The organism is Acidovorax sp. NCPPB 3576 (assembly GCF_028473605.1).
In the GTDB taxonomy this organism is placed as follows: Bacteria; Pseudomonadota; Gammaproteobacteria; order Burkholderiales; family Burkholderiaceae_C; genus Paracidovorax.
In genome coordinates this window covers 2,139,368-2,164,535 of sequence record NZ_CP097267.1, presented here as the reverse complement: position 1 = coordinate 2,164,535, position 25,168 = coordinate 2,139,368, and the positions used below count along the sequence as shown (strand labels likewise).

The 25,168-nt window shown below is 62.5% G+C and carries 24 protein-coding genes and 1 pseudogene; 9 read left to right on the top strand and 16 right to left on the bottom strand.

Going from position 1 to position 25,168, the window contains the following annotated elements:
• Window positions 1-60: 60 nt before the first annotated feature.
• The 6 genes from M5C98_RS09960 to M5C98_RS09935 form a co-directional block, all read right to left on the bottom strand.
• Window positions 61-1,158 (bottom strand): serine hydrolase, encoded by a 1,098-nt coding sequence (locus tag M5C98_RS09960; protein ID WP_272552500.1) that lies wholly within the window; start codon window positions 1,156-1,158, stop codon window positions 61-63.
• Between the two features lie 115 nt (window positions 1,159-1,273).
• Entirely contained in the window at window positions 1,274-2,812 is a 1,539-nt protein-coding gene (locus M5C98_RS09955) for a 2-isopropylmalate synthase (RefSeq protein ID WP_272552499.1), read from the bottom strand.
• A gap of 96 nt (window positions 2,813-2,908) precedes the next feature.
• The gene (gene pssA / locus M5C98_RS09950; protein ID WP_272552498.1) at window positions 2,909-3,742 is read right to left on the bottom strand and encodes a CDP-diacylglycerol--serine O-phosphatidyltransferase; all 834 of its coding nucleotides are present in this window, start codon (window positions 3,740-3,742) and stop codon (window positions 2,909-2,911) included.
• A gap of 199 nt (window positions 3,743-3,941) precedes the next feature.
• The gene (gene ilvC / locus M5C98_RS09945; protein WP_272552497.1) at window positions 3,942-4,958 is read right to left on the bottom strand and encodes a ketol-acid reductoisomerase; all 1,017 of its coding nucleotides are present in this window, start codon (window positions 4,956-4,958) and stop codon (window positions 3,942-3,944) included.
• Between the two features lie 64 nt (window positions 4,959-5,022).
• Window positions 5,023-5,514, bottom strand: a complete 492-nt coding sequence (ilvN, locus tag M5C98_RS09940) for an acetolactate synthase small subunit (protein ID WP_092743827.1) — start codon at window positions 5,512-5,514, stop codon at window positions 5,023-5,025.
• A 142-nt stretch (window positions 5,515-5,656) separates the two neighbouring features.
• Window positions 5,657-7,444 (bottom strand): acetolactate synthase 3 catalytic subunit, encoded by a 1,788-nt coding sequence (locus M5C98_RS09935; protein ID WP_272552495.1) that lies wholly within the window; start codon window positions 7,442-7,444, stop codon window positions 5,657-5,659.
• Between the two features lie 285 nt (window positions 7,445-7,729).
• On the opposite strand from M5C98_RS09935, the gene M5C98_RS09930 reads away from it, so the two are divergent.
• The 6 genes from M5C98_RS09930 to M5C98_RS09905 all read left to right on the top strand — a co-directional run bounded on the left by M5C98_RS09930 (window position 7,730) and on the right by M5C98_RS09905 (window position 11,212).
• Entirely contained in the window at window positions 7,730-8,299 is a 570-nt protein-coding gene (locus M5C98_RS09930) for an RNA polymerase sigma factor (protein ID WP_272552494.1), read from the top strand.
• Entirely contained in the window at window positions 8,296-8,742 is a 447-nt protein-coding gene (locus tag M5C98_RS09925) for a DUF3619 family protein (RefSeq protein ID WP_272552493.1), read from the top strand. The genes M5C98_RS09930 and M5C98_RS09925 overlap by 4 nt, the downstream gene beginning before the upstream one ends.
• Before the next feature lie 16 nt (window positions 8,743-8,758).
• A complete protein-coding gene (locus M5C98_RS09920) occupies window positions 8,759-9,613 on the top strand; it encodes a DUF3106 domain-containing protein (protein WP_272552491.1) in 855 nt (284 codons plus the stop codon).
• A gap of 33 nt (window positions 9,614-9,646) precedes the next feature.
• The gene (locus M5C98_RS09915; protein WP_272552490.1) at window positions 9,647-10,165 is read left to right on the top strand and encodes an RDD family protein; all 519 of its coding nucleotides are present in this window, start codon (window positions 9,647-9,649) and stop codon (window positions 10,163-10,165) included.
• Between the two features lie 62 nt (window positions 10,166-10,227).
• Window positions 10,228-10,623, top strand: a complete 396-nt coding sequence (locus M5C98_RS09910) for a diacylglycerol kinase (protein ID WP_272552489.1) — start codon at window positions 10,228-10,230, stop codon at window positions 10,621-10,623.
• The gene (locus tag M5C98_RS09905; RefSeq protein WP_272552488.1) at window positions 10,616-11,212 is read left to right on the top strand and encodes a TIGR00730 family Rossman fold protein; all 597 of its coding nucleotides are present in this window, start codon (window positions 10,616-10,618) and stop codon (window positions 11,210-11,212) included. The genes M5C98_RS09910 and M5C98_RS09905 overlap by 8 nt, the downstream gene beginning before the upstream one ends.
• 67 nt (window positions 11,213-11,279) lie before the next feature.
• Here the strand turns inward: M5C98_RS09905 and M5C98_RS09900 are convergent, their stop codons facing one another.
• Both M5C98_RS09900 and M5C98_RS09895 read right to left on the bottom strand, forming a co-directional pair.
• Entirely contained in the window at window positions 11,280-11,618 is a 339-nt protein-coding gene (locus tag M5C98_RS09900) for a P-II family nitrogen regulator (RefSeq protein WP_272552487.1), read from the bottom strand.
• Between the two features lie 62 nt (window positions 11,619-11,680).
• A complete protein-coding gene (locus M5C98_RS09895) occupies window positions 11,681-13,333 on the bottom strand; it encodes an NAD+ synthase (RefSeq protein WP_272552486.1) in 1,653 nt (550 codons plus the stop codon).
• A 282-nt stretch (window positions 13,334-13,615) separates the two neighbouring features.
• On the opposite strand from M5C98_RS09895, the gene M5C98_RS09890 reads away from it, so the two are divergent.
• The gene (locus tag M5C98_RS09890; RefSeq protein WP_442867253.1) at window positions 13,616-14,932 is read left to right on the top strand and encodes a GNAT family N-acetyltransferase; all 1,317 of its coding nucleotides are present in this window, start codon (window positions 13,616-13,618) and stop codon (window positions 14,930-14,932) included.
• 154 nt (window positions 14,933-15,086) lie between these two features.
• Here M5C98_RS09890 and M5C98_RS09885 read toward each other — a convergent pair whose 3' ends face one another.
• From M5C98_RS09885 to M5C98_RS09875, 3 genes are all read right to left on the bottom strand, one after another.
• Window positions 15,087-15,596: a chemotaxis protein CheW gene (locus M5C98_RS09885; RefSeq protein WP_272552485.1), complete on the bottom strand. Its 510-nt coding sequence runs from the start codon at window positions 15,594-15,596 to the stop codon at window positions 15,087-15,089.
• 269 nt (window positions 15,597-15,865) lie between these two features.
• A complete protein-coding gene (locus M5C98_RS09880) occupies window positions 15,866-16,507 on the bottom strand; it encodes a 3-oxoacid CoA-transferase subunit B (protein WP_272552483.1) in 642 nt (213 codons plus the stop codon).
• Window position 16,508: 1 nt separating this feature from the next.
• On the bottom strand, window positions 16,509-17,321 hold the full coding sequence (locus tag M5C98_RS09875; protein ID WP_272552481.1) for a CoA transferase subunit A: 813 nt from the start codon (window positions 17,319-17,321) through the stop codon (window positions 16,509-16,511).
• Between the two features lie 78 nt (window positions 17,322-17,399).
• Here M5C98_RS09875 and M5C98_RS09870 point away from each other — a divergent pair, with 78 nt between their 5' ends.
• A complete protein-coding gene (locus M5C98_RS09870; protein ID WP_272552480.1) occupies window positions 17,400-17,945 on the top strand; it encodes a PAS and helix-turn-helix domain-containing protein in 546 nt (181 codons plus the stop codon).
• Between the two features lie 173 nt (window positions 17,946-18,118).
• On the top strand, window positions 18,119-18,991 hold the full coding sequence (locus tag M5C98_RS09865) for a hypothetical protein (RefSeq protein ID WP_272552479.1): 873 nt from the start codon (window positions 18,119-18,121) through the stop codon (window positions 18,989-18,991).
• Window positions 18,992-19,070: 79 nt separating this feature from the next.
• Here the strand turns inward: M5C98_RS09865 and M5C98_RS09860 are convergent, their stop codons facing one another.
• From M5C98_RS09860 to M5C98_RS09840, 5 genes and pseudogenes are all read right to left on the bottom strand, one after another.
• On the bottom strand, window positions 19,071-20,351 hold the full coding sequence (locus tag M5C98_RS09860; protein ID WP_272552478.1) for an NAD(P)/FAD-dependent oxidoreductase: 1,281 nt from the start codon (window positions 20,349-20,351) through the stop codon (window positions 19,071-19,073).
• 166 nt (window positions 20,352-20,517) lie between these two features.
• Entirely contained in the window at window positions 20,518-22,773 is a 2,256-nt protein-coding gene (katG, locus tag M5C98_RS09855; protein WP_272552477.1) for a catalase/peroxidase HPI, read from the bottom strand.
• Window positions 22,774-22,922: 149 nt separating this feature from the next.
• A complete protein-coding gene (locus tag M5C98_RS09850; RefSeq protein ID WP_272552475.1) occupies window positions 22,923-23,861 on the bottom strand; it encodes an NAD(P)-dependent oxidoreductase in 939 nt (312 codons plus the stop codon).
• Window positions 23,858-24,544, bottom strand: coding sequence for an RraA family protein (locus M5C98_RS09845; RefSeq protein ID WP_272552474.1), 687 nt, complete (start codon window positions 24,542-24,544; stop codon window positions 23,858-23,860). The genes M5C98_RS09850 and M5C98_RS09845 overlap by 4 nt, the downstream gene beginning before the upstream one ends.
• Before the next feature lie 168 nt (window positions 24,545-24,712).
• A pseudogene (locus M5C98_RS09840) lies at window positions 24,713-25,108 on the bottom strand (amidohydrolase family protein); the annotation flags it as partial.
• Between the last annotated feature and the right edge of the window lie 60 nt (window positions 25,109-25,168).

The window sequence follows — 25,168 nt, the reverse complement described above, 5'->3', positions numbered from 1 at the left end:
ACTTACAGCGTAGTCCGTTTGATCCGAGCCTGTGGTGCAGGCGAAACGCAAGCGAAGGTTTTATTCTTTGGCACCGATGGCGTGAAGGGTTGGTGCGCCACCGATGGACGGCAGTTTTTCCACCCAGTTGCGCACACGCTCTGCATCGCCCAGGCGACTGAACTTGCCAGCAGAGTCCAGGAAAACCATGATCAGTTTACGGCCCGAAATATGGGCCTGCATCACCAAGCAACGGCCAGCTTCAGAGATGTAACCGGTCTTCTGAAGGCCGATATCCCAGGCAGGACTTTTCACCAAACGATTGGTGTTGTTGAACTGCAAGGTGCGACGGCCCACCGCCACCTCGTAACTGGGAGAGGTAGTGAGTTCGCGCAGCATTGGATCACCATGGGCCACGTTCACCAAGGTTGCCAGGTCACGGGCGCTGGACTGGTTGTGGCTGGACAACCCAGTGGGCTCGACATAGCGCGTGTCCGTCATACCCAGCAGCTTTGCCTTGGCATTCATCTGCGCCACGAAAGCCGCCAGCCCACCCGGGAACGTGCGGCCCAAAGCATGGGCTGCGCGGTTCTCACTGGACATCAGCGCCAAGTGCATCATTTCGCCGCGTGTGAGGGTCGTGCCCACGGCGAGGCGGGAACTGCTGAATTTTTCAGTATCGACATCGTCTTGCGTGATGGTGATGGGCTCGTCCATCGGCAGATGCGCTTGCGACACAAGCAGGCCAGTCATCAATTTGGTCAACGATGCAATCGGCAAAACGGCATGATCGTTTTTGCTCAGCAAGACTTCGTTCGTGTCTTGGTCAATGACCAAGGCCACGCTGGATTTCAAATCCAGAGGGTCGGCAAGAGAGTGCAAGCCAGCAACTTGCCCAAAGGAAAGCTTTTCAGGCACAACCACTAGGCGCGTAGCCGCTTTCATGCTTCGCGCAGATACCCGAGGGGTGGCCTTGACGCGAGTCACGGCTTTGCGAGAAACCACCGTGGCAGATCGCGCCACGGGACGCTGCTTGGCCGTCGCGGATGCAGCCTGCTTCTTGACCTGCACTTTCTTGCGCTCTGCCGCGTGCACCGTGGAGGCCGCGAGCGCGATGCTCATAGCGAAAAACGCGACGGTGCGAAAAAAACGTGAAGAAGCGCGAGGACGTACGTGCATCAGAATGCTCCAAGCGGTAAAAAGTGTTTGTCAGTGTACAGAATCGAAAAAAGTCGCGCAAGATCAATACCTTGCGCGACCTTTCAATAAAGTGAATGAATTATAAATTCGATGGTCAGCCCTGTGCGGCGACTCGATCGGCTTTACTTTGTAATTTGTTCAACGCACTGATGTAGGCTTTGGCTGACGCAACCACGATGTCCGGGTCGGCGCCTACTCCATTCACCACACGACCGCTGTTCTGCAACCGCACAGTCACTTCGCCTTGGCTCTCCGTCGAACCACTGATGGCGTTGACTGAATAAAGCACCATTTCGGCGCCACTCTTGACGTGCGATTCAATGGCCTTGAGCGAGGCATCCACGGGACCGTTTCCATCCGATTGGCCTCGCACTTCCTTGCCCGCCACGGTGAAGACGATGGTGGCCTGTGGCCGCTCGCCCGTTTCGCTGTGCTGAGACAGCGATACAAAGCCGTATTGCTCCTGTTCGTTGCAGGCGCTTTCGCCGCTGACCAACGCCAGAATGTCTTCGTCGAAGATCTCGCTTTTCCGATCCGCCAATTCCTTGAATTTGGCGAAAGCGCTGTTCACGTCCGTTTCGCTGTCCAGCTGCACGCCCAACTCCAGCAAACGCTGCTTGAAGGCATTGCGACCGCTCAGCTTGCCCAGCACGATCTTGTTGGCGGACCAGCCCACATCTTCGGCTCGCATGATTTCGTAGGTGTCGCGCGCCTTCAGCACGCCGTCCTGATGAATCCCGCTGGCGTGCGCGAAGGCATTGGCCCCCACCACGGCTTTGTTGGGCTGCACGACGAAGCCGGTCGTCTGGCTGACCATCCGACTTGCTGCCACGATGTGCTGCGCATCGATGCCCATTTCCAGTCCGAAGTAGTCCTTGCGCGTCTTGACTGCCATCACCACCTCTTCCAGCGAACAGTTGCCTGCACGCTCACCCAGCCCGTTGATCGTGCACTCGACCTGGCGAGCGCCACCAATCTTCACGCCCGCCAACGAGTTCGCCACGGCCATGCCGAGATCGTTATGGCAGTGCACGGACCAGATGGCCTTATCGCTGTTGGGAATCCGCTCCCGCAACGTCTTGATGAAGTTGCCATACAACTCGGGAACGGCATACCCGACGGTATCAGGCACATTGATCGTGGTTGCCCCTTCGGCAATCACGGCTTCCAGCACACGGCAGAGGAAATCCATCTCGCTGCGATACCCATCCTCCGGGCTGAATTCGATGTCTCCGATCAGATTGCGAGCGAATCGGACCGACTGCCTGGCCTGCTCCAACACCTGCTCCGGTGTCATGCGCAGCTTCTTTTCCATGTGCAGGGCGCTAGTCGCAATGAATGTATGGATGCGTGCGCTGTTCGCGCCTTTGAGCGCTTCCGCTGCGCGTGAAATATCACGATCGTTCGCACGAGACAGAGAGCAAATGGTCGAGTCCTTGATGGCTTGGGCAATGGACTGCACCGCCTCGAAATCGCCGTTGGAGCTGGCCGCAAAACCGGCTTCGATCACATCGACCTTGAGACGCTCGAGTTGCCGCGCGATGCGCAATTTTTCGTCTTTGGTCATCGATGCACCGGGCGATTGCTCTCCATCGCGCAACGTGGTGTCGAAAATGATCAGCTTGTCTGCCATTGTTTTTCTCCAGAGATGGTGGGGCCTGCTAAATTGAAATTCTGGTACGCAAAACGGAGATCCCTTTGCAGGTGCGAAGCGTCTCGATCAGTGGATCTATTTGTGCAACCCACGCTCGTCTGGCTCATCGGTGGACATGCTGATCACACTGCTGTGCTGCCCCTTGGCCTTGCGCCATGCATAAACGAAATACCCGCTCACGCCGTATAGCACGAACACGCTGAAAAGCACGGTGGGTGGGTGGATGTTGATGATGGCAATGCCCAGTGCAATCAGAACGATCACGGCGAACGGCACGCTCTTCTTCATCTGAATGTCTTTGAAGCTGTAGAAAGGCACGTTGGTCACCATCGTGAGGCCGGCATACAGCGTGAACCCGAACATGGTCCAACTCACCTGAGGCCAACTCATCCAGTTCGTCTCGCCGCGGCGTACCCCGAGTTCCGTCAGCAACCAGATGAAGCCCGCCACCAGCGCTGCGGCAGCGGGTGATGGCAACCCTTGAAAGTATCTCTTGTCGACGACCCCGGTATTGACATTGAACCGGGCCAGCCGCAAGGCGGCACACGCGCAGTAAACGAAAGCGGCGATCCATCCCCAGCGCCCCAGCCCCTTCAACGCCCACTCATACGCAATGAGTGCAGGCGCTGCCCCGAAAGACACCATGTCGGAGAGCGAATCCATCTGCTCGCCAAAGGCACTCTGCGTATTGGTCATCCGGGCTACACGTCCATCCAGGCTATCGAGCACCATGGCACAGAACACGCCGACGGCAGCAAGATCGAAGCGCCCATTCATGGCCATGACGATGGCATAGAACCCCCCGAACAGCGCTGCCAACGTGAACAGATTGGGCAGTATGTAGATACCTTTTCGCCGCTTGCGCACCACCATGGGCGTGTCATTGGCGAAATCATTGCCCTCGTGCATCAGATCAACCTCCGGCGCCCACGCCATCAGCGCAAGCAGCTATCAAAATTAGCGTCCTACTGCCTGATCCCAACGATCGGCGGACAGCGGAGTGTAGTGCCTGCACACCCAGCGAGAAAACAAAGAAAAAGGCCACCGAAGTGGCCTCTCGCTGCGGCTCTCGCTCCAGCGGAACAATCGCTGGAGCGACGCCCGATATTCAGTTGCGGGTCTGATCCACCAGTTTGTTCTTGGCGATCCAGGGCATCATGGCGCGCAGCTTGTTGCCAACCACTTCGATGCTGTGATCGGCAGTGTTGCGGCGGCGGGCCGTCATCGAAGGATAGTTCAGGCGGCCTTCCTGAATGAACATCTTGGCGTAATCGCCGTTCTGAATGCGCTTCAGGGCATTGCGCATGGCTTCGCGCGATTGGGCGTTAATCACCTCGGGGCCGGTCACGTACTCACCGAACTCGGCGTTGTTCGAGATCGAGTAGTTCATGTTGGCGATGCCGCCTTCGTAGATCAGATCCACGATGAGCTTGAGCTCATGCAGGCACTCGAAGTACGCCATTTCAGGGGCATATCCGGCTTCGACCAAAGTCTCGTAACCCATCTTGATCAATTCGACAGCGCCGCCGCACAGCACAGCCTGCTCGCCGAAAAGGTCCGTCTCGGTCTCTTCCTTGAAGTTCGTCTCGATGATGCCAGCCTTGCCGCCACCATTGGCCATGGCATAGGACAAGGCCAAGTCGCGGGCCTTACCGGACTTGTCTTGATGCACTGCCACCAGATGGGGCACGCCGCCACCTTGGGTATAGGTGTTGCGCACGGTGTGGCCAGGCGCCTTGGGAGCGACCATCCAAACGTCCAGATCGGCGCGGGGTACAACCTGGTTGTAGTGGACATTGAACCCGTGTGCGAAGGCCAGCGATGCACCTTGCTTGATATTGGGGGCCACATTGTTGGTGTAGACCTCGGCGATCTGCTCGTCGGGCAACAAGATCATGACGACGTCGGCAGCCTTCACCGCGTCGTTCACTTCCAGCACATTCAAACCGGCCTTGCCGACCTTGTCCCACGAAGCTCCGCCCTTGCGCAGGCCAACCACGACCTTCACGCCGCTGTCGTTCAGGTTTTGTGCATGGGCATGCCCTTGGGAGCCATAGCCGATGATGGCCACGGTCTTGCCCTTGATCAGGCTCAGGTCACAGTCTTTGTCGTAGAAAACTTTCATGTTGGCTCCAGGTTGAATCGATGAGGGGGTGTTAGGAAAAGGGTGATGAAGTAAGGGGAACAGCTCAGACGCGCAAGATGCGTTCGCCGCGGCCGATCCCGCTGGCGCCGGTTCGCACGGTTTCCAGGATGGCGGTGCGGTCGATGGCCTGCAAAAACGCATCGTTCTTGGACTGATCTCCCGTCAGCTCGACGGTGTAGCTCTTCTCGGTGACGTCGATGATCCGGCCTCGGAAGATGTCGGCCATGCGTTTCATCTCTTCACGCTCCTTGCCGACGGCACGCACCTTCACCATCATGAGCTCTCGCTCGGTGTAGGCGCCTTCGGTCAGGTCGACCACCTTCACGACTTCGATGAGGCGGTTCAGATGCTTGGTGATCTGCTCGATCACGTCATCGGACCCGGTGGTCTGGATGGTCATGCGCGAAAGCGACGCGTCTTCCGTGGGAGCCACGGTGAGCGACTCGATGTTGTAACCCCGAGCGGAAAACAGACCGACAACGCGGGAAAGAGCGCCGGGTTCGTTTTCCAGCAGAACGGCAATGATGTGCTTCATGGTGCAGATTCCTCTTTTCGCTGCCCTCCCCTGGCGCTGGTAAGCGCCAAGCTCGGCAGGCAATAGATTCGTCGTTTGAGAAATTGCTATTCAAAGAATAGCTAGAAACGCTTAGCAATAAAGCGCTGGATGCCGATTGGGCTTAGAGGTCTTCCGATCCCAAAAGCATTTCGGTAATGCCTTTACCGGACTGCACCATCGGAAAGACGTTTTCCGTCGGATCAGTGCGGAAGTCCATGAAAACCGTGCGGTCCTTGAGCTTTCGCGCCTCGCGCAAGGCAGGCTCCACATCCTGTGGCCGTTCGATCAGCAGGCCCACGTGGCCATAAGCCTCCGCCAGCTTCACGAAGTTGGGCAGCGCATCCATGTAGCTGTGGCTATAGCGACCGGAATATTCGATTTCCTGCCACTGCCGCACCATGCCCAGGTAACGGTTGTTCAAAGCGCAGATCTTGATCGGCGTGTTGTATTGCAGGCAGGTGGACAGTTCCTGGATGTTCATCTGCACCGAGCCCTCGCCGGTGATGCAAAACACTTCGGCATCCGGCTTGGCCAGCTTGATGCCCATGGCATAGGGAATGCCCACACCCATCGTGCCAAGGCCTCCGGAATTGATCCAGCGACGGGGCTCATCGAACCGATAGTATTGCGCCGCCCACATCTGGTGCTGGCCCACGTCGGATGTTACGTAAGCGTCAGCATCCTTGGTCATGCTCCAGAGGGTTTCGACCACATATTGCGGCTTGATCACCTCCGGGTTGCTGCGATCGTATTTGAGGCAATCGCGCTTGCGCCAGCCTTCGATCGTGTCCCACCATGCAGCCAGGGCACCGGCATCGGCCCGCGTGGTTGACTCACTGATCATGTTGATCAACTCTGTCAGCACATCCTTGACGTCGCCAACGATGGGAATATCGACCTTGACGCGCTTGGAGATGCTCGAAGGATCAATATCGATATGGATGATCTTGCGATCGTTCTGGGCAAAGTGTTTCACATTGCCGATGACGCGGTCATCGAACCGCGCGCCGACGGCCAAAAGCACGTCGCAGTTCTGCATGGCATTGTTGGCTTCGATCGTGCCATGCATGCCCAGCATGCCGAGAAATTTGCGATCGCTTGCCGGGTAAGCACCGAGCCCCATCAAGGTGTTGGTCACCGGATAGCCCAGCATGTCCACCAAGGTACGCAACTCTTGCGTGGCATTGCCCAACAGAACGCCGCCACCCGTGTAGATGTAGGGGCGCTTGGCGGTCAGGAGCAGCTGCAGGGCCTTGCGAATCTGTCCGCCATGGCCTTTGCGTACAGGGTTATAGGAACGCATTTCTACGCTCTGCGGATAACCGCTATAGGCCACCTTTTTAAAAGAAACGTCTTTCGGAATATCGACGACTACGGGGCCGGGCCTGCCGGTCCGGGCGATGTGGAAAGCCTTTTTCATCGTCATGGCCAAGTCGCGGGCATCTTTGACGAGAAAATTGTGCTTCACGATCGGGCGCGTGATGCCTACGGTATCGCACTCCTGGAAGGCGTCCAGCCCGATCGCGGGCGTTGGCACCTGTCCGGAAATGATGACCATAGGAATGGAATCCATGTAGGCCGTCGCAATACCGGTCACTGCGTTGGTCAACCCAGGCCCAGACGTGACGAGTGCAACACCTACTTCGCCGGTCGCACGGGCGTAGCCGTCGGCAGCGTGCACTGCAGCCTGCTCGTGACGCACCAGCACATGCTGAATGGTGTCTTGCTTGTAGAGCGCGTCGTAGATGTAGAGAACTGCGCCGCCCGGATAACCCCAAATGAACTGCACGCCTTCGGCTTGCAGAGACTTGATGAGGATCTCTGACCCCATGAGATCCTGGGACGGTGAATGCGATGAGCCCTGCGTGGCAGCGGCCGCCGAAGTGATTTCGGCCTTGGAGATTTCCATGATCAACCTTTGCGAATTTCTCTGACGAAAAACCTTGGGTGCCCCTTGTGCGGACTCTTGTGAAGCCGACTTGGAACTTGAGGCTTCGGACATGGGCGAGATGATTGCTGCGCCGGACCGAAACCCGTTTGCCTTTTGAATTGCAGCGCGGATTATGGCACTGCAACATGCATTTCGGACACGCATGCCACAAAAGACTTGAAGTCAATGCGATAAACTCGGCACTCCATGCGCTGACGTTTACCGCCAGCGGACCACGCCCTCCCGCAAGCGGGCATCTTTGTCTTGGCCACCGAACAAGAACTTTCCAATTTCCTCAAAAGCGTAGAAAAGCGGGCTTACAAGCGCTCGCTATATCACGTGCGCAATGAGGAATCGGCACTGGACATCGTTCAGGACAGCATGCTCAAACTGTCGGAGCATTATGGCGACAAGCCTGTGGCCGAGTTGCCCATGCTCTTTCAGCGGATCTTGTCCAATTGCACGCTGGATTGGTTCAGGCGCCAGAAGACACGCAATGCGTTGTTTTCCAGCATGAGCGACTTCGAAGGGCCGGGAGAAGATGGGGCCGATTTCGATCTTCTGGAAGCCTATTCGGGTCCGGAGGGAGGCGAGACAGCCCAAAGCGCGGAAGATCTGGTCAGGCGTGCCCAAGTTTTTCATAACATCGAGGCAGAAATTCAAGAGTTGCCCGCCCGTCAACGGGAGGCGTTTTTGATGCGTTACTGGGAAGAGATGGACGTTGCGGAAACGGCAGCTGCAATGGGCTGCTCAGAGGGCAGCGTCAAAACGCACTGTTTTCGTGCCGTCCAGACCCTCAGCAAAGCACTGAAGGCGAAAGGAATCGAACTATGAATTACCAGTCCTCTACCCATCCTGCGGAGATTGCCGCAGAACGTTTTGCGCGCCGTGTCACAGCGCGCCTTACGGATGGCACCGACGAACTTCCCTACGACATTTCCGAGCGTCTCCGTGCAGCTCGAGTGCAGGCGCTTGCGAAGCGCAAGGTGGTCGCGCCGGTGCGGCAGACGGCGCCTGCGGTGTTGACTTCGGGCAACAGCGCGGTACTGGGCTGGGGGGGTGAAGGCGGCAGCTGGTGGCGTGCGTTGGTCTCCGCCGTCCCGATTACCGCCCTGCTGGTGGGCTTGGTGGTCATCAATGTCTCGCAGGACGAAAAAGGGGTGAATGAAGTGGCAGAGGTAGATGCCGCCTTGCTCACGGATGATCTGCCGCCCTCCGCGTATGCCGATCCGGGATTCCTTCAATTCCTCAAGACGTCCGCCAACCAAAATCATTGAACTTATTGCAGATTGCATGCCGACCAGCCCTTTGGACGCCCCCCGCCTGATGCCAGCCGCCGTGCTGGCTTTTGTGTTGCTGGGCGCGCTCGTAGCGGGCGGCTGGCAGGCTTGGACACAAGTCGGGATGGCGCCGGTGGCCCCCATGCCGGCGGAAGCGCTTGCCAGTAAACACACGGCCCGCGGACCGGAGTTGCGGGTTCAGGATCCCGATAGTGCAGGCTCTGGGCCTGCGTGGCAATCGTTGACGGCTGCGCAAAAAGAAGCGCTCGCCCCCCTCGCCTCTCGCTGGACCATGCTCAGCGAAGCTCAGAAACGGCGCTGGATCACTCTGTCCGCGAGCTTTCCCACCTTGGCGCCACAGGAGCGCGAAAAGATGCTGGGGCGCATGACCGACTGGGCCAATCTCAGCCTCCAGCAGCGCAGCCAGGCCCGCTTGAACTACGCTGCCACCAAGAAATTGGCGGTGGATGACAAATGGGCCCAATGGGAAGCTTACCAAGCCCTTCCCAGCGAGGAAAAGAAACAGTTGGCAGCCCGGGCAGCTCCCCGGCCCACCGGTGCAGCCACGGCGGTCCGGCCCGTGCCGCCTCGCAAGCTGGCCCGCGTGCCTGCGGCTGCGGTCGCGAATGCGAACCGGCCCAATCCACCCAAGATTCCTCCGGTCAGCGACTTCCATCCGACCCAAGCCTTGCCAGTGGCGGTCCCCGCAGCCAGCCTGGCGCTCCCGGTTGAAACGGCTCCGGTCTCTGTGCCAAATGCAGTTCCTTCTCCGCTGGCGCCGCTGAGCGCAGGAGAGCCTGCGGCTGCAGAGGCAGCCCCCTTGGCGGCGCCATCCCAGGACAACACGCCCCTTCATCCGCCGCAATAACCTGCCATGCCTGCGTCTACACCCCAGACCACCATGGCCGGCCATGGAATATCTCGTGCGGCCATGAATGGAGTGACTCCTTCCCTGCGCCGCCGTATGGCTTGCTGGCTCTACGAAGGCATGCTGATGTTCGGTGTCGTGTTCATTGCCGGATATCTTTTCGGCACACTCAGCCAGACACGCAATGCACTGGATAACCGCCATGCGCTCCAGGGATTTCTTTTCGTTATTTTCGGCATCTATTTCGTCTGGTTCTGGGCCAGGGGTCAAACGCTGGCCATGAAGACGTGGCACATCCGGGTGGTGGATCGGGGGGGCAAACCCATCACCCAGATGCGGGCCCTGGCTCGTTACGTACTGAGTTGGATGTGGTTTTTGCCCCCGCTCGCGGCCATGGCGCCGTTCCAGCTATCGGGTAGCGAGTCGGCGGTCATTCTTACGGGCTGGGTGGTCGTTTGGGCTTTGCTGAGCCGCTTTCAGCCACAGCGGCAGTTCTGGCACGACGTCTGGGCTGGTACTCGGCTCGTGCATTTCGAGCACGCCAAAAAGTAAGCCGCCCACTTTTTTCGCCGGATGGGGCAACTGCCACATAGGCAGGCGAAAATGCTTGCCCCATGTCCGCACCCTTCACGCCCCACCCCCACAAGTCGCGCACAGGCCTGCATCGCCTATGGCATGCCTGGCAATATTCACTGGAGGGTCTTCAAGCCGGTTGGGGCGAGAAGGCTTTTCGGCTGGAGGCATGCATGGCCTTCGTGCTGCTGCCCGCGTCGTTCTGGCTGGGTCGTGGCTGGCTGGAGGTGGCGGCGCTCGCCGGCACGGTGGTGATGGTGTTGATCACCGAATTGCTCAACTCCGGCATCGAAGCCGCCATCGACCGCATCGGGCCCGAACTGCACGAGCTGTCCAAGCGCGCCAAGGACATGGGCAGCGCCGCCGTCTTGTTGAGTTTGCTGCTGTGCTCAGGCGTCTGGGCTGCAGCCCTGTTTCAGAGGTTTTTCCATGGCTGAGCCGTCTTTTTCCCTTTGCGTCTATCTGGGTTCACGCCCTGGCGAGAACCCGTTGTTCACCGAATCGGCCATCGCCGTTGGCGAATGGATCGGCCGCCATGGCGGCCAGCTGGTGTACGGCGGCGGTCGCAGCGGCCTGATGGGGACGGTGGCCGAGGCCACACGGCGCGCGGGTGGCCGCGTGCTGGGCGTGATTCCCCGGGCGCTCGTGGACAAGGAACTGGCCAACCGCGACTGCGATGAATTGCACATTGTCGAGACGATGCACGAGCGCAAGGCCATGATGGCTGAGCGCTGTAACGCCTTCCTGGCCTTGCCGGGCGGTATCGGAACGTTCGAAGAATTGTTCGAGGTATGGACGTGGCGCCAGCTCGGCTACCACGACAAGCCCATCGGCCTGCTGAATGTGGACGGCTATTACGACGGCCTGATGGCGTTTCTGCAGACCAGCGTGGCCAGCGGGCTCATGAGCGACTGGCAGATGGGACTGATGAAGGCCTCCTCCGACCGCGACAGCCTCCTGCAATCCCTGGTTGAAGCCGCCGGCACGCAGACTGCACAGCAGGTTCCGCTGCGGGCGGTGATCTGAGCCGAGCCTGAACCTCGCCAGATCTACCGGCAGCATCCGAGCTGCCGCCCAGGCTCGGAATCGACCATCAAACGGCGGCTTCGTCCAGGTCGCCCGTGCGGATGCGCACCACACGTTCCACGGCGGTAACGAAGATCTTGCCGTCGCCGATCTTGCCCGTGCGCGCCACGCTGACGATGGCGTCCACGCAGCGGTCCACGTCATCGGTCTTCACGACCACTTCCACCTTCACCTTGGGCAAAAAATCCACCACGTACTCGGCGCCACGGTACAGCTCGGTGTGGCCCTTCTGGCGGCCAAAACCCTTCACTTCAGTGACGGTGAGGCCCGTCACGCCGCACTCGGCCAGGGCTTCGCGGACTTCTTCGAGTTTGAAGGGCTTGATGACGGCGGTGATCATTTTCATGGCGGAAACTCCTGGAAAGGTGAAATGCGAGGGATGCTCAAGGCCGCGTCGTCGTCGATCGCTCACGCCCGGAAACGGTTGGTGATGGGATAGCGCCAATCCTTGCCGAAGCTGCGGCGGGTAATGCGGATGCCCACTGGCGCCTGGCGGCGCTTGTATTCATTGAGCTTGATGAGCCGTGTCACGCGCTCGACGTCGGCCCGGTCGTAGCCGGCTTCGACGATGGCATCGATGGGCTCGTCGTTCTCCATGTACCGGGCGACGATGGCGTCGAGCACGTCATAGGGCGGCAGGCTGTCCTGGTCCTTCTGGTCGGGCCGCAACTCGGCGCTCGGCGGGCGCGTGATGATCCGTTCGGGAATGGGCTGCGCGCCGGTTCCAAAGGGATCGTTGGCATTGCGCCAGCGCGCAAGGGAGAACACGGCCGTCTTGGCCACGTCCTTGATGACAGCGAAGCCCCCAGCCATGTCGCCGTACAGCGTGCAGTAGCCCGTCGCCATCTCGCTCTTGTTGCCGGTAGTCAACACCACCGAACCGAATTTGTTGGACAGCGCCATGAGCAACGTGCCGCGGATGCGCGCCTGCAGGTTTTCCTCTGCGGTGTCTTCAGGCAGGCCGGCAAATTCATGGGAGAGCGCGGCCTTGAAGGCCTCGAATTGCGGAGCGATCGAGATTTCGTCGTAGCGCACGCCCAGGCGCTCGGCCATGTCGCGCGCGTCGATCCAGCTGATGTCCGCGGTATAGGGCGACGGCATCATCACGGCCCGCACCTTGTCGGCGCCCAGGGCATCCACGGCGATGGCCAGGACGAGCGCCGAGTCGATGCCGCCCGACAGCCCGAGCAGCGCGCCGGGAAAGCCGTTCTTGCCGACGTAGTCGCGCACGCCCATGACCAGCGCGCTCCACAGATCGGCCTCCAGCGCAGGCAGCGGTGCCACCTCCGCATTCAACTCGATAGCGCCATGTGCGGAGTCCACGCGGACAGCAAAGCATGTTTCTTCAAAGCCCAACGCGCGACCGGCCACAAAACCGTTGGACTGCAATGCGAAGGAGCGCCCTTCGAAGACCACCTCGTCCTGCCCGCCGACCAAGTGGGCATAGACCAAGGGCAGGCCCGTCTCGGTCACCCGCTCGCGCATGATCTGCTCGCGCTCCGCGCTCTTGCCGATATGGAACGGAGAGGCATTGATGGAGACCAGCATCTGCGCGCCCGCATCGGCCGCGCGGCGTGCGGGGCCTTCGAACCAGGCGTCCTCGCAGATCAGCAGGCCGATGCGCACGCCGTCCACGTCGAAGATGCAGGTGCCGTCGCCCGGCAAAAAATAGCGCCGCTCGTCGAACACGTCGTAGTTGGGCAGTTCCTGCTTGAGGTACGTTTGCTCTACCGCCCCGTTGCGCAACACGCTGGCAGCGTTGTAGCAAAGGCCCTCGCCATCCGCTTCGGCCCGTTGCGGGTGGCCGACCACGATGGCCAGCCCCTCGAGTGGCGCCGTTTCGCGCGCCACCGTCGCCAGGGCGTCTTCGCAGCCCGACAGGAAGGCGGGCCGAAGGTACAAGTCCTCGGCGGCATAGCCGCACAGCGACAGCTCGGGCGTGAGCAGCAGGCGTGCGCCAGCCGCATGGGCCTCCTGGGCGCAGGCAATGATCTTGCGGGCATTGCCCGGCAGATCGCCCACCACGAAATTGAGCTGGGCAACGCTGATAACGAATGGCATACGGGGATGGAAAAAGGACTCGGACGATTATGTCACCCGCGTCCCGCACGGCAGCACCTCACGCCGCAAGGCCCTGCGTTATCCCCGCAGGCACTGGAAAACTCTGTGGATAAGTCGTGACTTGCCCTGTAAGGCGGTCCTAAGTCCTTGTCAGGACTGAAAGAATGTCCCCATGCCCTCTTTTTAGGCACGCGGGCCGGTGTGAATGCCATGCCCGCCCGGCGGCGGCGCAACCCGGTTTGGGCCATGATGGCGGCCACCCTCCAACGACCGTACGCTGCCTTGCCCCAACCCGCCGACACCGCCTACGTCCTGCGTCTGCACCCGTCTCCCCACGACGTAGATGCCGATGCATGGGATGCACTCCTGGCCACCCAGCCCCACGCCACTCCCTTCATGCGCCACGCGTACCTTGCGGCGCTGCACGCCAGCGGCAGCGCCGTGCCGGAAACCGGCTGGACGCCCGTGTTTTGCACGCTCTGGCGGGATGAGGTGCTGCAGGGCGCGTGCGCGGTGTATGCCAAGCCGCACTCCTACGGAGAATACGTGTTCGACCAGGGCTGGGCCGGTGCCTATGCGCGCCACGGCATGGACTACTACCCCAAGGCCGTCGTGGCCGTGCCTTTCACCCCCGTGCCCGGCGCACGGCTGCTGGCAGTGGACGAAGCGGCGCGGCATGCGCTGGTGCAGGCGCTGGTGCAGTGGTGCGAAGAAGCGGGCCTGTCGTCGCTGCACCTGCTGTTCACCGCGCCGCAGGACGTCGAGGCCGCGCAGGCGGCGGGGCTGATGCTGCGGCACACCGTGCAGTTCCATTGGACGAACGCGGCGCCCTCGCCCGGCACCGGCACGCCCGCCTCGCCGGCCGGGGGGGCTGCCCCGTGCAGGAGCGAAGGGCCCGGGCCGACTGCCGACGCGAGCGGCGAAGCGCCCTCGCCTGCCGTCGAACGGCCGTTCGAATCCTTCGACCATTTCCTGGCCAGCCTGTCGCAGGACAAGCGCAAGAAGATCCGGCAGGAGCGGCGCCGGGTGGCCGACGCGGGCGTGGCGTTTCGCTGGATGCGGGGCACCGACATCACGAAAAGCGACTGGGATTTCTTCTACCGCTGCTACGAGCGCACCTACCTGGAGCACGGCAACCCGCCCTACCTCACGCGCGAATTCTTCCGCCTCATGGCCACCGACATGCCCGAGGCCTGGGTGCTGTTCATCGCCGAACGCGGCGGACACCCCATTGCTAGCAGTTTGATAGCATTCGGGGCAAACGATACCAGGGCAGCGGGCACAAAAGACCCGGAACGGGTGGCATTCGGCCGCTATTGGGGCGCGCTGGAGCGGGTGGACTGCCTGCATTTCGAGGCCTGCTACTACCAGCCGCTGCAGTGGTGCATCGCGCATGGCGTGCAGCGCTTCGAGGGCGGGGCCCAGGGCGAGCACAAGATGGCACGGGCCCTGCTGCCGGTGCAGGCGACGAGCGCCCACTGGCTCGCCCACCCCGCTTTCGCCGAGGCAGTGGACCGGTTTCTGGAGCGCGAGGGGGAAGGCGTGGCGCAGTACCTGGAGGAACTGCAGTCGCGCAACCCGTTCAAGACGGGCCGGTGACCCGCCGCGCTAAAAGCGCAGGCGCCTGACCAGACCTCCGCCCGTGGTGGCGGTGCAGCCCGCCAGGCTTAGGAGCCAAAATCCCTTCCAGCGCAATATTCACTATGGCATTTAGCTATAAAAAATATAGCAAACACCTCAAGAAAGGCCAGGGTCAGGCAACGGCAGCGGAGCGCACCAGCCCCATTTCAGAGCTGCTGAGCAGCGATTCGATGTCCATCATGATGAGCATGCGCTCGCCGACGGTGGCGATTCCGGTAACGAAGGCCGAATCCACTTCGCCCTGGAACTGCGGTGCGGGCCGGATGGCTTCGGCCTGTAGCGGAACCACGTCGGCCACCGCATCCACGACAGCGCCCATGACGGTACCGCCCACGTTGAGGATGATGACGACCGTGAAATCGGTGTACTCGGCTTGGGCGCAGCGCAGTTTCAGCCGCAGATCGACGATGGGGACGATGACGCCGCGCAGATCGATCACGCCCTTGATGAAGTCCGGCGCATGGGCCATGCGCGTGGGTTGCTCGTAGGAGCGGATTTCCTGCACGCGCAGGATGTCGATGCCGTATTCCTCCTGGCCCAGCCGGAAGGTCAGGTACTCCGCTGTGTTGGGGGTGGCACCCGCAGTGTTGCGGGATGAGGCGGAAGCGGGAGTCGACAACATGGCAGGTCCTTCACAGTTCGGATTCGGCGAGCGCAGACGGCCGTCTGACGCGCGCGGCAATGGGGCAGCATATCAGCCGCCTTGTTACTTGTGCTGACATTTTGCCGATTCCTCCTATTCAAAGAAGGCCATTGCTGTGCTAGCAACAGCCTGACCTGGGGAGTTGCGGCAGCGCCGGCTGCTGCCGCCTGCAGCGGACCGCCAGAAGGCGACAGGGTCTGCGAAGCCCTGCCCCGCCGCCTGCCCTGCCCGACTCAGACAGGACGGTCTCAGGCTGGCAGCAGCGTGACACCCGTCTTGGCCTGCAGCGCCTCAAAGGTCACGCCCGGCGCGAGTTCGACCAACTGCAGCCCCTTCGGCGTGACGTCCATCACGGCCAGGTCGGTGATGATGCGGTCCACCACGCCCACGCCGGTGAGTGGCAGCGTGCATTCGGGCAGGATCTTGAGGTCTTCGGTGCCATCCTTCTTGCGGGCCACATGCTCCATGAGCACGATGACGCGCTTGACGCCGGCCACCAGGTCCATGGCGCCGCCCATGCCCTTGACCATCTTGCCGGGGATCATCCAGTTGGCCAGATCGCCCTTTTCGCTCACCTGCATGGCGCCCAGGATCGACAGGTTGACCTTGCCGCCCCGGATCATCGCGAACGACTGGTCGCTGCCGAAGATGGACGAGCCCTTGATGGTGGTCACGGTCTGCTTGCCGGCGTTGATGAGGTCGGCATCCACGGCGTCTTCGGCGGGGAACGGGCCGATGCCCAGCATGCCGTTTTCGGACTGCAGCCACACTTCCTTGTCGCCCGTGAAATTGGCCACCAGCGTGGGGATGCCGATCCCCAGGTTCACGTAGAAGCCGTCTTCGAGTTCTTGTGCCGCGCGCGCGGCCATCTGGTCTTGGGTCCAGGGCATCTCAGGCTCCTTCTTTCTTGTTGACGGGCACCGTTACCGTGGGCACGGCTTCGCTGCTGGCAGCGGCCTGCGCGATCACGGCCTGGGCCTCGACCTTTGCGGCGACGACATCCACGGGCGCAGCGGTCACGGTGCGCTTTTCGATGCGCTTTTCGGGGTTGGGATTGTGCACGATGCGGTGCACGTAGATGCCAGGCAGATGCACATCGTCCGGAGCGATGTCGCCCGTCTCCACGACCTCTTCCACTTCGACGATGCAGACCTTGCCCGCCGTGGCAGCGGCAGGATTGAAGTTGCGCGCAGTCAGGCGAAATTGCAGGTTGCCTGACTTGTCGGCGCGCCAGGCTTTGACGAGGGACACGTCGGGCACCAGGGAGCGCTCCATCACATACGTTTCGCCGTCGAATTCTCGCAATTCCTTGCCCTCGGCCACCATGGTGCCGACACCGGTCTTGGTGAAGAAAGCCGGAATGCCTGCGCCGCCCGCGCGCAATTTCTCGGCCAGCGTGCCTTGCGGCGTGAATTCCAGTTCCAGTTCGCCAGCCAGATACTGGCGCTCGAACTCCTTGTTCTCGCCCACGTAGGAAGAGATCATTTTCTTGATCTGGCGTGTTTCCAGCAGCTTGCCGAGGCCGAAGCCGTCCACGCCAGCGTTGTTGGAGATGACGGTGAAGTCCTTGACTCCGCTGTCACGCAGCGCATCGATCAGCGCCTCGGGAATGCCGCAGAGCCCGAAGCCGCCGACGGCCAGCATCTGGCCGCCGGCCACGACGCCCTTGAGCGCCTCGGCCGCGGAGGGAAAAAGCTTGTTCATTGGAGACTCCTCAACATCAGGTTGGATGGCCGCTACGATACTACGTACCCCGCTACGTAGTTCTCCCTAAATACTTCCATGGATGTCCCCGATTACCGCCTCGCTTTCGAAATGGCCCCGGTGGGACTGGTCATTTCGCGCAACCGCACGATGGTGGACTGCAATCGCCAGGTGTGCGAGATGTTCGGCGCCTCGCGCGAGGTTCTGATCGGACAGTCCTTCCGGATTCTCTATCCCAGCGCGGATGAGTACGAACGCCTGGGCAAGCACATGGAGCCCATCCTGAATGCACGGGGCCACTACGCCGACAACCGCATCATGAAGCGTGCCAGCGGCGAGGTGTTCTGGTGCCATGTCTCGGGCCGGGCGCTCAATCGAGAGGCCCCGCACGAATCGGGCATCTGGAGTTTCGAAGACCTCAGCTCGCAGCGGTCCGTCAAGGCCGAACTGACCGGCCGCGAGCGCGAGGTGGCGGCGCGGCTGCTGGACGGCCTGACCTCCAAGGAGATCGGCCGCGCGCTCGACATCAGCCACCGCACGGTGGAGATCTACCGCGCGCGCCTCATGCGCAAATACGCGGCTTCTACAGCGGCCGACCTGGTGCAAAAGCTGATGGCGGGATAACGGACGGGCACCGGCGCGATCACTGCGCCCACTAACACTTGCTTTCATCTGCGCTCCCTGGGTGGGGTATCGCGGCAAGGTGGCGAAAGATACCGTTCCTGCATCCGAATCCGTCGTTCGGAGGCGCTGCGCATGGTGCGCGGCGCGGCAGAGCGGCGACCACTTCATAGACCATGGCCACCAGTTTTAACTCCTTCCGCGCGGCGGCTGCTTTCGCCGCCTTTACCGCATTGACCGCTTCCCTGACCGCATGTGGCGGCGGCGGAGGTGGTGGCGACGTGACCACACCGCCCGGCGGCAGTGCCCCTGCCCCGGCGCCGACTCCCGCACCAGCCCCGACTCCTGCCCCGGCACCGACCCCTGCACCGGCTCCGACGCCAGCCCCCGCCCCTTCAGGCAGTAGCTCCGCGGCTTGCTACAACGCGGCGGATTTCAACGAAGGCACCGTGCTCGTCGAAGAGGGGCTCACGAAGATGGACGGGCAACCCGACCTCACCACCACCAGCACGACGACGACGGGAAGCCGGCAGGATTTCGCGGGCGCGAAACCGGTCATGTTCACGCCGCAATCCACCGGGTCCCTCGGTAACAACCGGCTGTTCCGCGACCGCACCAGCAGCAGCGAACTGGCTTACGGCGTCGTCTCCGACACCTCCACCCAGGTGCTGACGCAGGTCTACGATCCACCCGTGTCCACACCTTTGGACATGCAGCCCGGCCAGACCGTTCAGCGGGACCACAAGAACCAGTTCACGATCGTGCCCAAGGCGGGCTCAGCGCCCAGTTCCTATTCGGAAACCGTGGAAGACCAGTTCACGTACGTGGGCAGGGAGTCGCTTCAGACCGCCATGGGCACTTTCAACGTCTGCAAGTTCAACAACGACTTCGTCACGGTGGGGCCCACCGGGCGCGTCGTGGCCAACTTCCAGACCTGGGTGGTCGCCGAAGGCCCTTACCAGGGCCGCACCATCAAGATCGCCACCTCCAGTTCCAACGGCAGGCCCTCCACTTACGAAGTGACGAAGATCACCTATACCCCCAAGTAGGACGCTCAACCGGACAGAAAAACGGTGGCAGGCAGCCGGGTTGGAACCGGCATGCCTGCCCCGCATCCTGCGGCCACGCTCAGTGCAGCTTCAGCCGTCCGGACACGCGCTGCTGCAAAAGCCGCGCAAGAGCCAGCACGGCCGTCTTGCCTAGGCCCAGGATGGCCCGGTGATGATTCAAGTGCAAGGAGATGTACATCCACTTGGCAATGAGCCCTTCCACGAAGAAGTTGCGTCCCATCAGGCCGCCCATCAGGTTGCCCACGCCCTTGTTATCGCCCAGCGAAACCAGCGAGCCGAAGTCGCGGTACACAAAAGCCCCGGTCACCTCGCGCTCGCGCAGCATCGCGCCCAGCACCTTGGCCAGGTAGTCGGCTTGCTGGTGCGCGGCCTGGGCACGGGCCGGGACGGTCTTGCCTCCTTCCCAAGGGCAGGCAGCGCAATCGCCGAAGGCATAGACGCCAGGCACCGACGTGCGCAGATGGTCGTCCACCACGAACTGGTTCAAAGTGTTCACCGCCAGCCCCATGCGGGCGTTGGCGTCTGCGGCCTTGATGCCTGCGGCCCAGACGATCATTTCGGCGGGAATGTTGCCTTCCGCGGTGACCAGCGCGCCACGGCGCACCTCCGTCACGCGGGTGCCGGTGCGCACGTTGACCTGCTTGCGCTCCAGCGCCAGCCGGGCTTGCGCCGAGATCTTTTCGGGCAGGCCTCCCAGAATGCGGGGGCCGCCTTCCACCAGGGTGATGTCGAGCCGAAAGCGCTGGCCGTCGCCCATGCTTTCCTGGATTTCGGCATGGGCTTCCAGCAACTCGGCCGACAGTTCCACGCCGGTCGCACCGCCGCCCACGATGGCCACGCCCAGCGCGCGGCTTTCAGAAAACGAAGCCCGCGCGCAGGCGGCCAGCCAGTCGGCATGAAAACGCTGCGCATCGCGCACGTTCTCCAGCAGGTAGGCGTGTTCCACACCCGGCGTGCCGAAGGCGTTGGACCCGCTGCCAATCGCCAGCACCAGGCGCGTGTAGCTCACCGTGCGCCTGGGCACCACGGCTTCGCCTTGAGCGTCGCGAATCTCGGACAAGGTGATGCCCTTGCGCTCGGTGTCGAGCGCCGCCATCTCGCCCATGGCAAAGCTGAAATGGTTGCGCCGCGCCAGCACGGTGTAAGACAGCCCTTCCTGGTGCGCGTCGAGCGTGCCGGCGGCCACCTCATGCAGGGTGGGCTTCCAGATGTGGAACGGGCTGCGGTCCACCAGCAGGACCTTCTCCCGCCCGACCCGGGGGCCCAGACCACGGCCCAGGCGCGCCGCCAATTCCAGGCCGCCCGCGCCGCCGCCAACGATCACGATGTCGAAATGCATTCCATCTCCCGCTTTTTGTGCGATGCAGCAAGTTTAGGGGGCGATGGCGCTGTCCGCACCCAAAAGGGCTCCTCTGCCGCCCGCGGATGCGAAAAAGCCCACGCCTTCGAAGCCGCGGGCTTTTTTCGGAGAAAGCGCACCGGCTCGGGAGAGCCGGCGCGGCAGGTCAGGCCAGATCGAAGCGATCGAGCTCGGTCACCTTGGTCCAGGCCGCCACGAAGTCGTCCACGAACTTGCGCTTGGCGTCCGCACCGGCATACACCTCGGCCTGGGCCCGCAGCAGCGCGTTGGAGCCGAAGACCAGATCCACCCGGGTGCCGGTCCACTTCACCTCGCCGGTCTTGCGGTCGCGGCCTTCGAACACCCCAGAATCCTGGGCCGATGCTTTCCACTCCGTGCCCATGTCGAGCAAGTTGACGAAGAAATCGTTGGTCAGCGCGCCGGGCGTTGCGGTCAGGACACCGTGGGAGTTTGCGTTGACATTGATGTTGATCGCGCGCAGCCCGCCGACCAGCACCGTCAATTCAGGCGCGGTCAACGTCAGCAGCTGGGCCTTGTCGATCAGCAGCACCTCGGCAGGCACGCTGTAACGGCGCTTTTGGTAGTTGCGGAAACCGTCTGCCACGGGCTCGAGCACGGCGAACGATTCCACATCGGTCTGGTCTTGCCGCGCATCGGTGCGGCCCGGGGAGAACGGAACCGTCACCTCGACACCCGCACTCTTGGCCGCCTGCTCCACGCCCACGGCACCCGCCAACACGATCAGGTCGGCCAGCGAGATGCGCTTGCCTCCCTCAGCGCCGCGATGGAAGTCGCTCTGGATGCCTTCGAGCACCTGGAGCACGCGGGCCAGTTGCGCCGGCTGGTTGACTTCCCAGTCCTTTTGCGGCGCCAGGCGGATGCGGGCGCCATTGGCACCACCGCGCTTGTCCGAACCGCGGAAGGTGGAGGCCGAAGCCCAGGCCGTGCCGACCAGTTCGGACACCGACAGACCGGAGGCCAGCACCTTGGCCTTGAGGGCCGCCACGTCTGCCGCCTCGACCAGCGGGTGGTCCACCACAGGCACGGGGTCTTGCCAGATCAGCACTTCCTTCGGCACTTCGGGGCCTAGGTAGCGGGCGCGCGGCCCCATGTCCCGGTGCGTGAGTTTGAACCAGGCCCGTGCGAAGGCCTCGGCGAAGGCCTGCGGGTTGTCCAGGAAGCGGCGCGAGATTTTTTCGTAGGCCGGGTCCATGCGCAGCGACAGGTCGGTGGTCAGCATGGTGGGCAGGCGCTTTTTGGACGGGTCGTGCGCGTCTGGGATGATGGCCTCGGCGTTCTTGGCCTGCCACTGGTGCGCGCCGGCCGGGCTCTTGGTCAGCTCCCATTCGTACTTGAACAGGTTCTCGAAGAAATTGTTGCTCCACTGCGCGGGCGTGGTGGTCCAGGTGACTTCCAGGCCGCTGGTGATCGCATCGCCGGCCTTGCCGGAGCCGAAGCTGCTCGCCCAGCCCAGGCCCTGCTGCTCAATGCCTGCGGCTTCGGGCTCGGCCCCCACATGGTCAGCGGCGCCCGCGCCATGGGTCTTGCCAAAGGTGTGACCACCGGCGATCAGGGCCACGGTTTCCTCGTCGTCCATCGCCATGCGGCCGAAGGTTTCGCGGATGTCGTGCGCGGCAGCGATCGGGTCGGGGTTGCCTTCAGGGCCTTCCGGGTTCACGTAGATCAAGCCCATCTGGACCGCGGCAAGGGGGTTTTCCAGGTTACGTCCCTGGCTGTCAGTGCGATCGGTTTCCTGGCCGTGCATGGCGGGGTCGGCCACCAGCGTGCCGTCGCCGGGGGTTCCCTTGCCATAGCGGGCGTCGCCGCCGAGCCACGTCTTCTCGCTGCCCCAGTACACGTCCAGGTCCGGTTCCCACGTGTCTTCGCGGCCGCCGGCGAAGCCGAAGGTCCGAAAGCCCATGGTTTCGAGCGCGACGTTGCCGGTCAGCACCAGCAGGTCGGCCCACGAAATCTTCTGCCCGTACTTTTGCTTGATGGGCCAGAGCAGGCGGCGCGACTTGTCGATGTTGACGTTATCGGGCCAGCTGTTGAGCGGAGCGAAGCGCTGCTGCCCACGGCCCGCGCCGCCACGGCCATCGCCCGTGCGGTAGGTGCCGGCGGCATGCCATGCCATGCGGATGAACTGCGGGCCATAGTGCCCGAAGTCGGCCGGCCACCACTCCTGCGAGTCGGTCATGAGCGCGCGCAGGTCTTTCTTCAGGGCTTCGTAGTCGAGCTTCTTGAACTCTTCGGCGTAATTGAAGCGGTCGCCCAGCGGGTCGGACTTGGACGAATGCTGGTGCAGCAGATCCACGCGCAACTGGTTGGGCCACCAGTCCTTGTTGAGGGTTCCACCATTGACGGCGGCGGCATGGAACGGGCACTTGGTCTCTTGGCTCATGGGGCATTCCTCTTGCGGCTGATTGATGGGTGAATGCTAGAGAAAAGCCTCCGGGCAGAAAAGGCAATTAATCACATGCCTGGAATAGTTTTTCAAAATGGAAAGCCGCAGCGCTGGCATGCCCGGCCTTGGTGCATGGGGTCTTGGTGTTAGGAAGCCGCGGCGAGGGCAGCCGGGGCCCGGGCCAACACCTCCAGCAGGTTCTTGGCAGCCCCCACGCCCATGTTCACGTAGGCATCGCCCGTCACGCCGCCGATGTGCGGGCTCAGGATGAAGCGCGGCTCGCCATGGAATGGGTGGTTGGCCACCATCGGCTCCACAGCGAAGCTGTCCAGGCCCGCGGCCATCACTTGGCCCGATTGAACGGCAGCCAGCAGGGCGGCTTCGTCGATGAGTCCGCCGCGCGCGGTGTTCACCACGATCACGCCGCGCTTGCACTGTGCCAGCGTGGCCGCATTCAGCATGCCCCGGTTCTCGTCGGTCAGCGGGCAGTGCAGTGAAATCGCATCGGACTCGCGCCAGATCGTCGCCAGGTCCACGCTCTGCACACAGGCCGGCAGGTCCTTGGCGAAAGGATCGAAGCCGATCACGCGCAGGCCCAGCGCGTCGGCCATCCTGGCGAAGCGCAGGCCGATCGCGCCCAGGCCCACGAGGCCCATCGTGCGTCCGCCCAACTCGACGCTCTTGTGCGTGGCCTTGTCCCAATGGCCGGCATGCATGCGGGCATTGAGTTGCACCACCGACTTGGCACAGGCCAGCAACAGGGCCAGCGCCTGCTCTGCCACCGCCGCGGCGTTGGCACCCGCAGCGGCCACCACCTCCACGCCCCGCGCCTTTGCCGCTACTTTGTCGATGGTGTCGGTGCCGCTGCCGTGCTTGGAGATTACTTTGAGCGATGGCGCCGCATCCATCACGGCAGCGCCCACCTTGCCGTAGCGCACGATGATGGCCACCGGGTCATGCTGCTGGCACAGCGCCACCAGGTCGTCTTCGGTGGGTGTCTTGCCGGCATACACGATATCGAAATCCTGAAGCAGATCGAGTGCCTGCTGCGCCAGGTCAGCGCCGGTCACGAGGATGGCGCTCACAGCGACTCCCCTTCCTTCAGCACGCCGGCGGCACGCAGTGCAGCGGGCAGCCATTTGGAGGCGGTATCGCCACGGGCGATCGCCTCGATGCGCGCGGCCTCATCGGCCACTTTCTTGTCGGCCAGGGCCATCATGGCGGGCGCCTTGGCGCGCTCGATGACCACCACGCCGTCGGCATCGCCCACCACCAGGTCGCCCGGGTTCACCACTGCGCCGCCAGCCGAGATGGGATGGTTGATGCGGCCCGGCACGCACTTGGTGGGGCCGGCAGGATTGAAGCCGGTGCTGAACACCGGAAAACCGAGTTCAAGCAGTTCCAGCTTGTCGCGGATCGCACCATCCACGATCACGCCGGCCAGGCCGATCTTCTTGCAGGCACTGAGCATCAGCGTGCCCATGAGCGCGGCGGTCTGGTCGCCCTTGCCGTCGATGACCAGCACATCGCCCGGTCTCGCCAGCGCCATGGCCGCGTGGATCATGAGGTTGTCGCCCGGGCGCACTTCGACGGTGAAGGCCGGGCCAGCCACCTTCATGTCCTGGTGGACAGGCGCCACGCGAGCATGCATGGTGCCGCGGCGGCCAGCCACATCGGCCAGGATGGCGGCCTGGAAGGTCGCGGCCTTGGCGACGACCTCGGCGCTGACGCGCTCGATGTCACGGATGACTTCTGGGAGTTGGCTCATGGTGGTTCCAGGGGAGTTGGGAAGAAAAAGAAAAACGGCAGAAACGGTGGACTGCAACAACCTCACTCGGCCTTGATGTTTCCGTCCTGGATGACCTTGGCCCACTTGGCGGAGTCGGCCTTCTGAAGAGGAAGGGATCGAGGTGGTCATGGGCTCGTCTCTGTGTGGTCAGGCGAACGAGGAAGTCGGCTTAAAACCGTACAGCGCGGCGGGGTTGCCCACCAGCACGCGATGCGGGGTGGCCGCATCGCCGGTGTGGCCGGCCCAGTCCACCAGTCGGCCCACCTGTCGCGCGTCGTCCGGCATGGGGTGCGCACCAGACGACGCGGTGGCGTAGGGACAATCGCTGCCCCAGACCACGCGCTCGGGCACGCTGCGCAGGTAACTCGCGGCCAGCGCATCGGGGGCGGTTTGTTCGGTCGAGTGGCGCTCGCTCACGACGAAGCTGCCGGACCGCTTGATCCACGCCTGTCCGCGCTGCAGCAGATCCTGCAGCAGCGCGTGTGCAGGGTGTTGCCCGGACTGCGCCGGCGCAATGCAGCCAAATTGGTAGAAGACCAATGGGAAAGCGGCCGTCATAGACATGCACGTGGCAGTCGCAGGCGTCTTTCGGCAGCGCCGTGC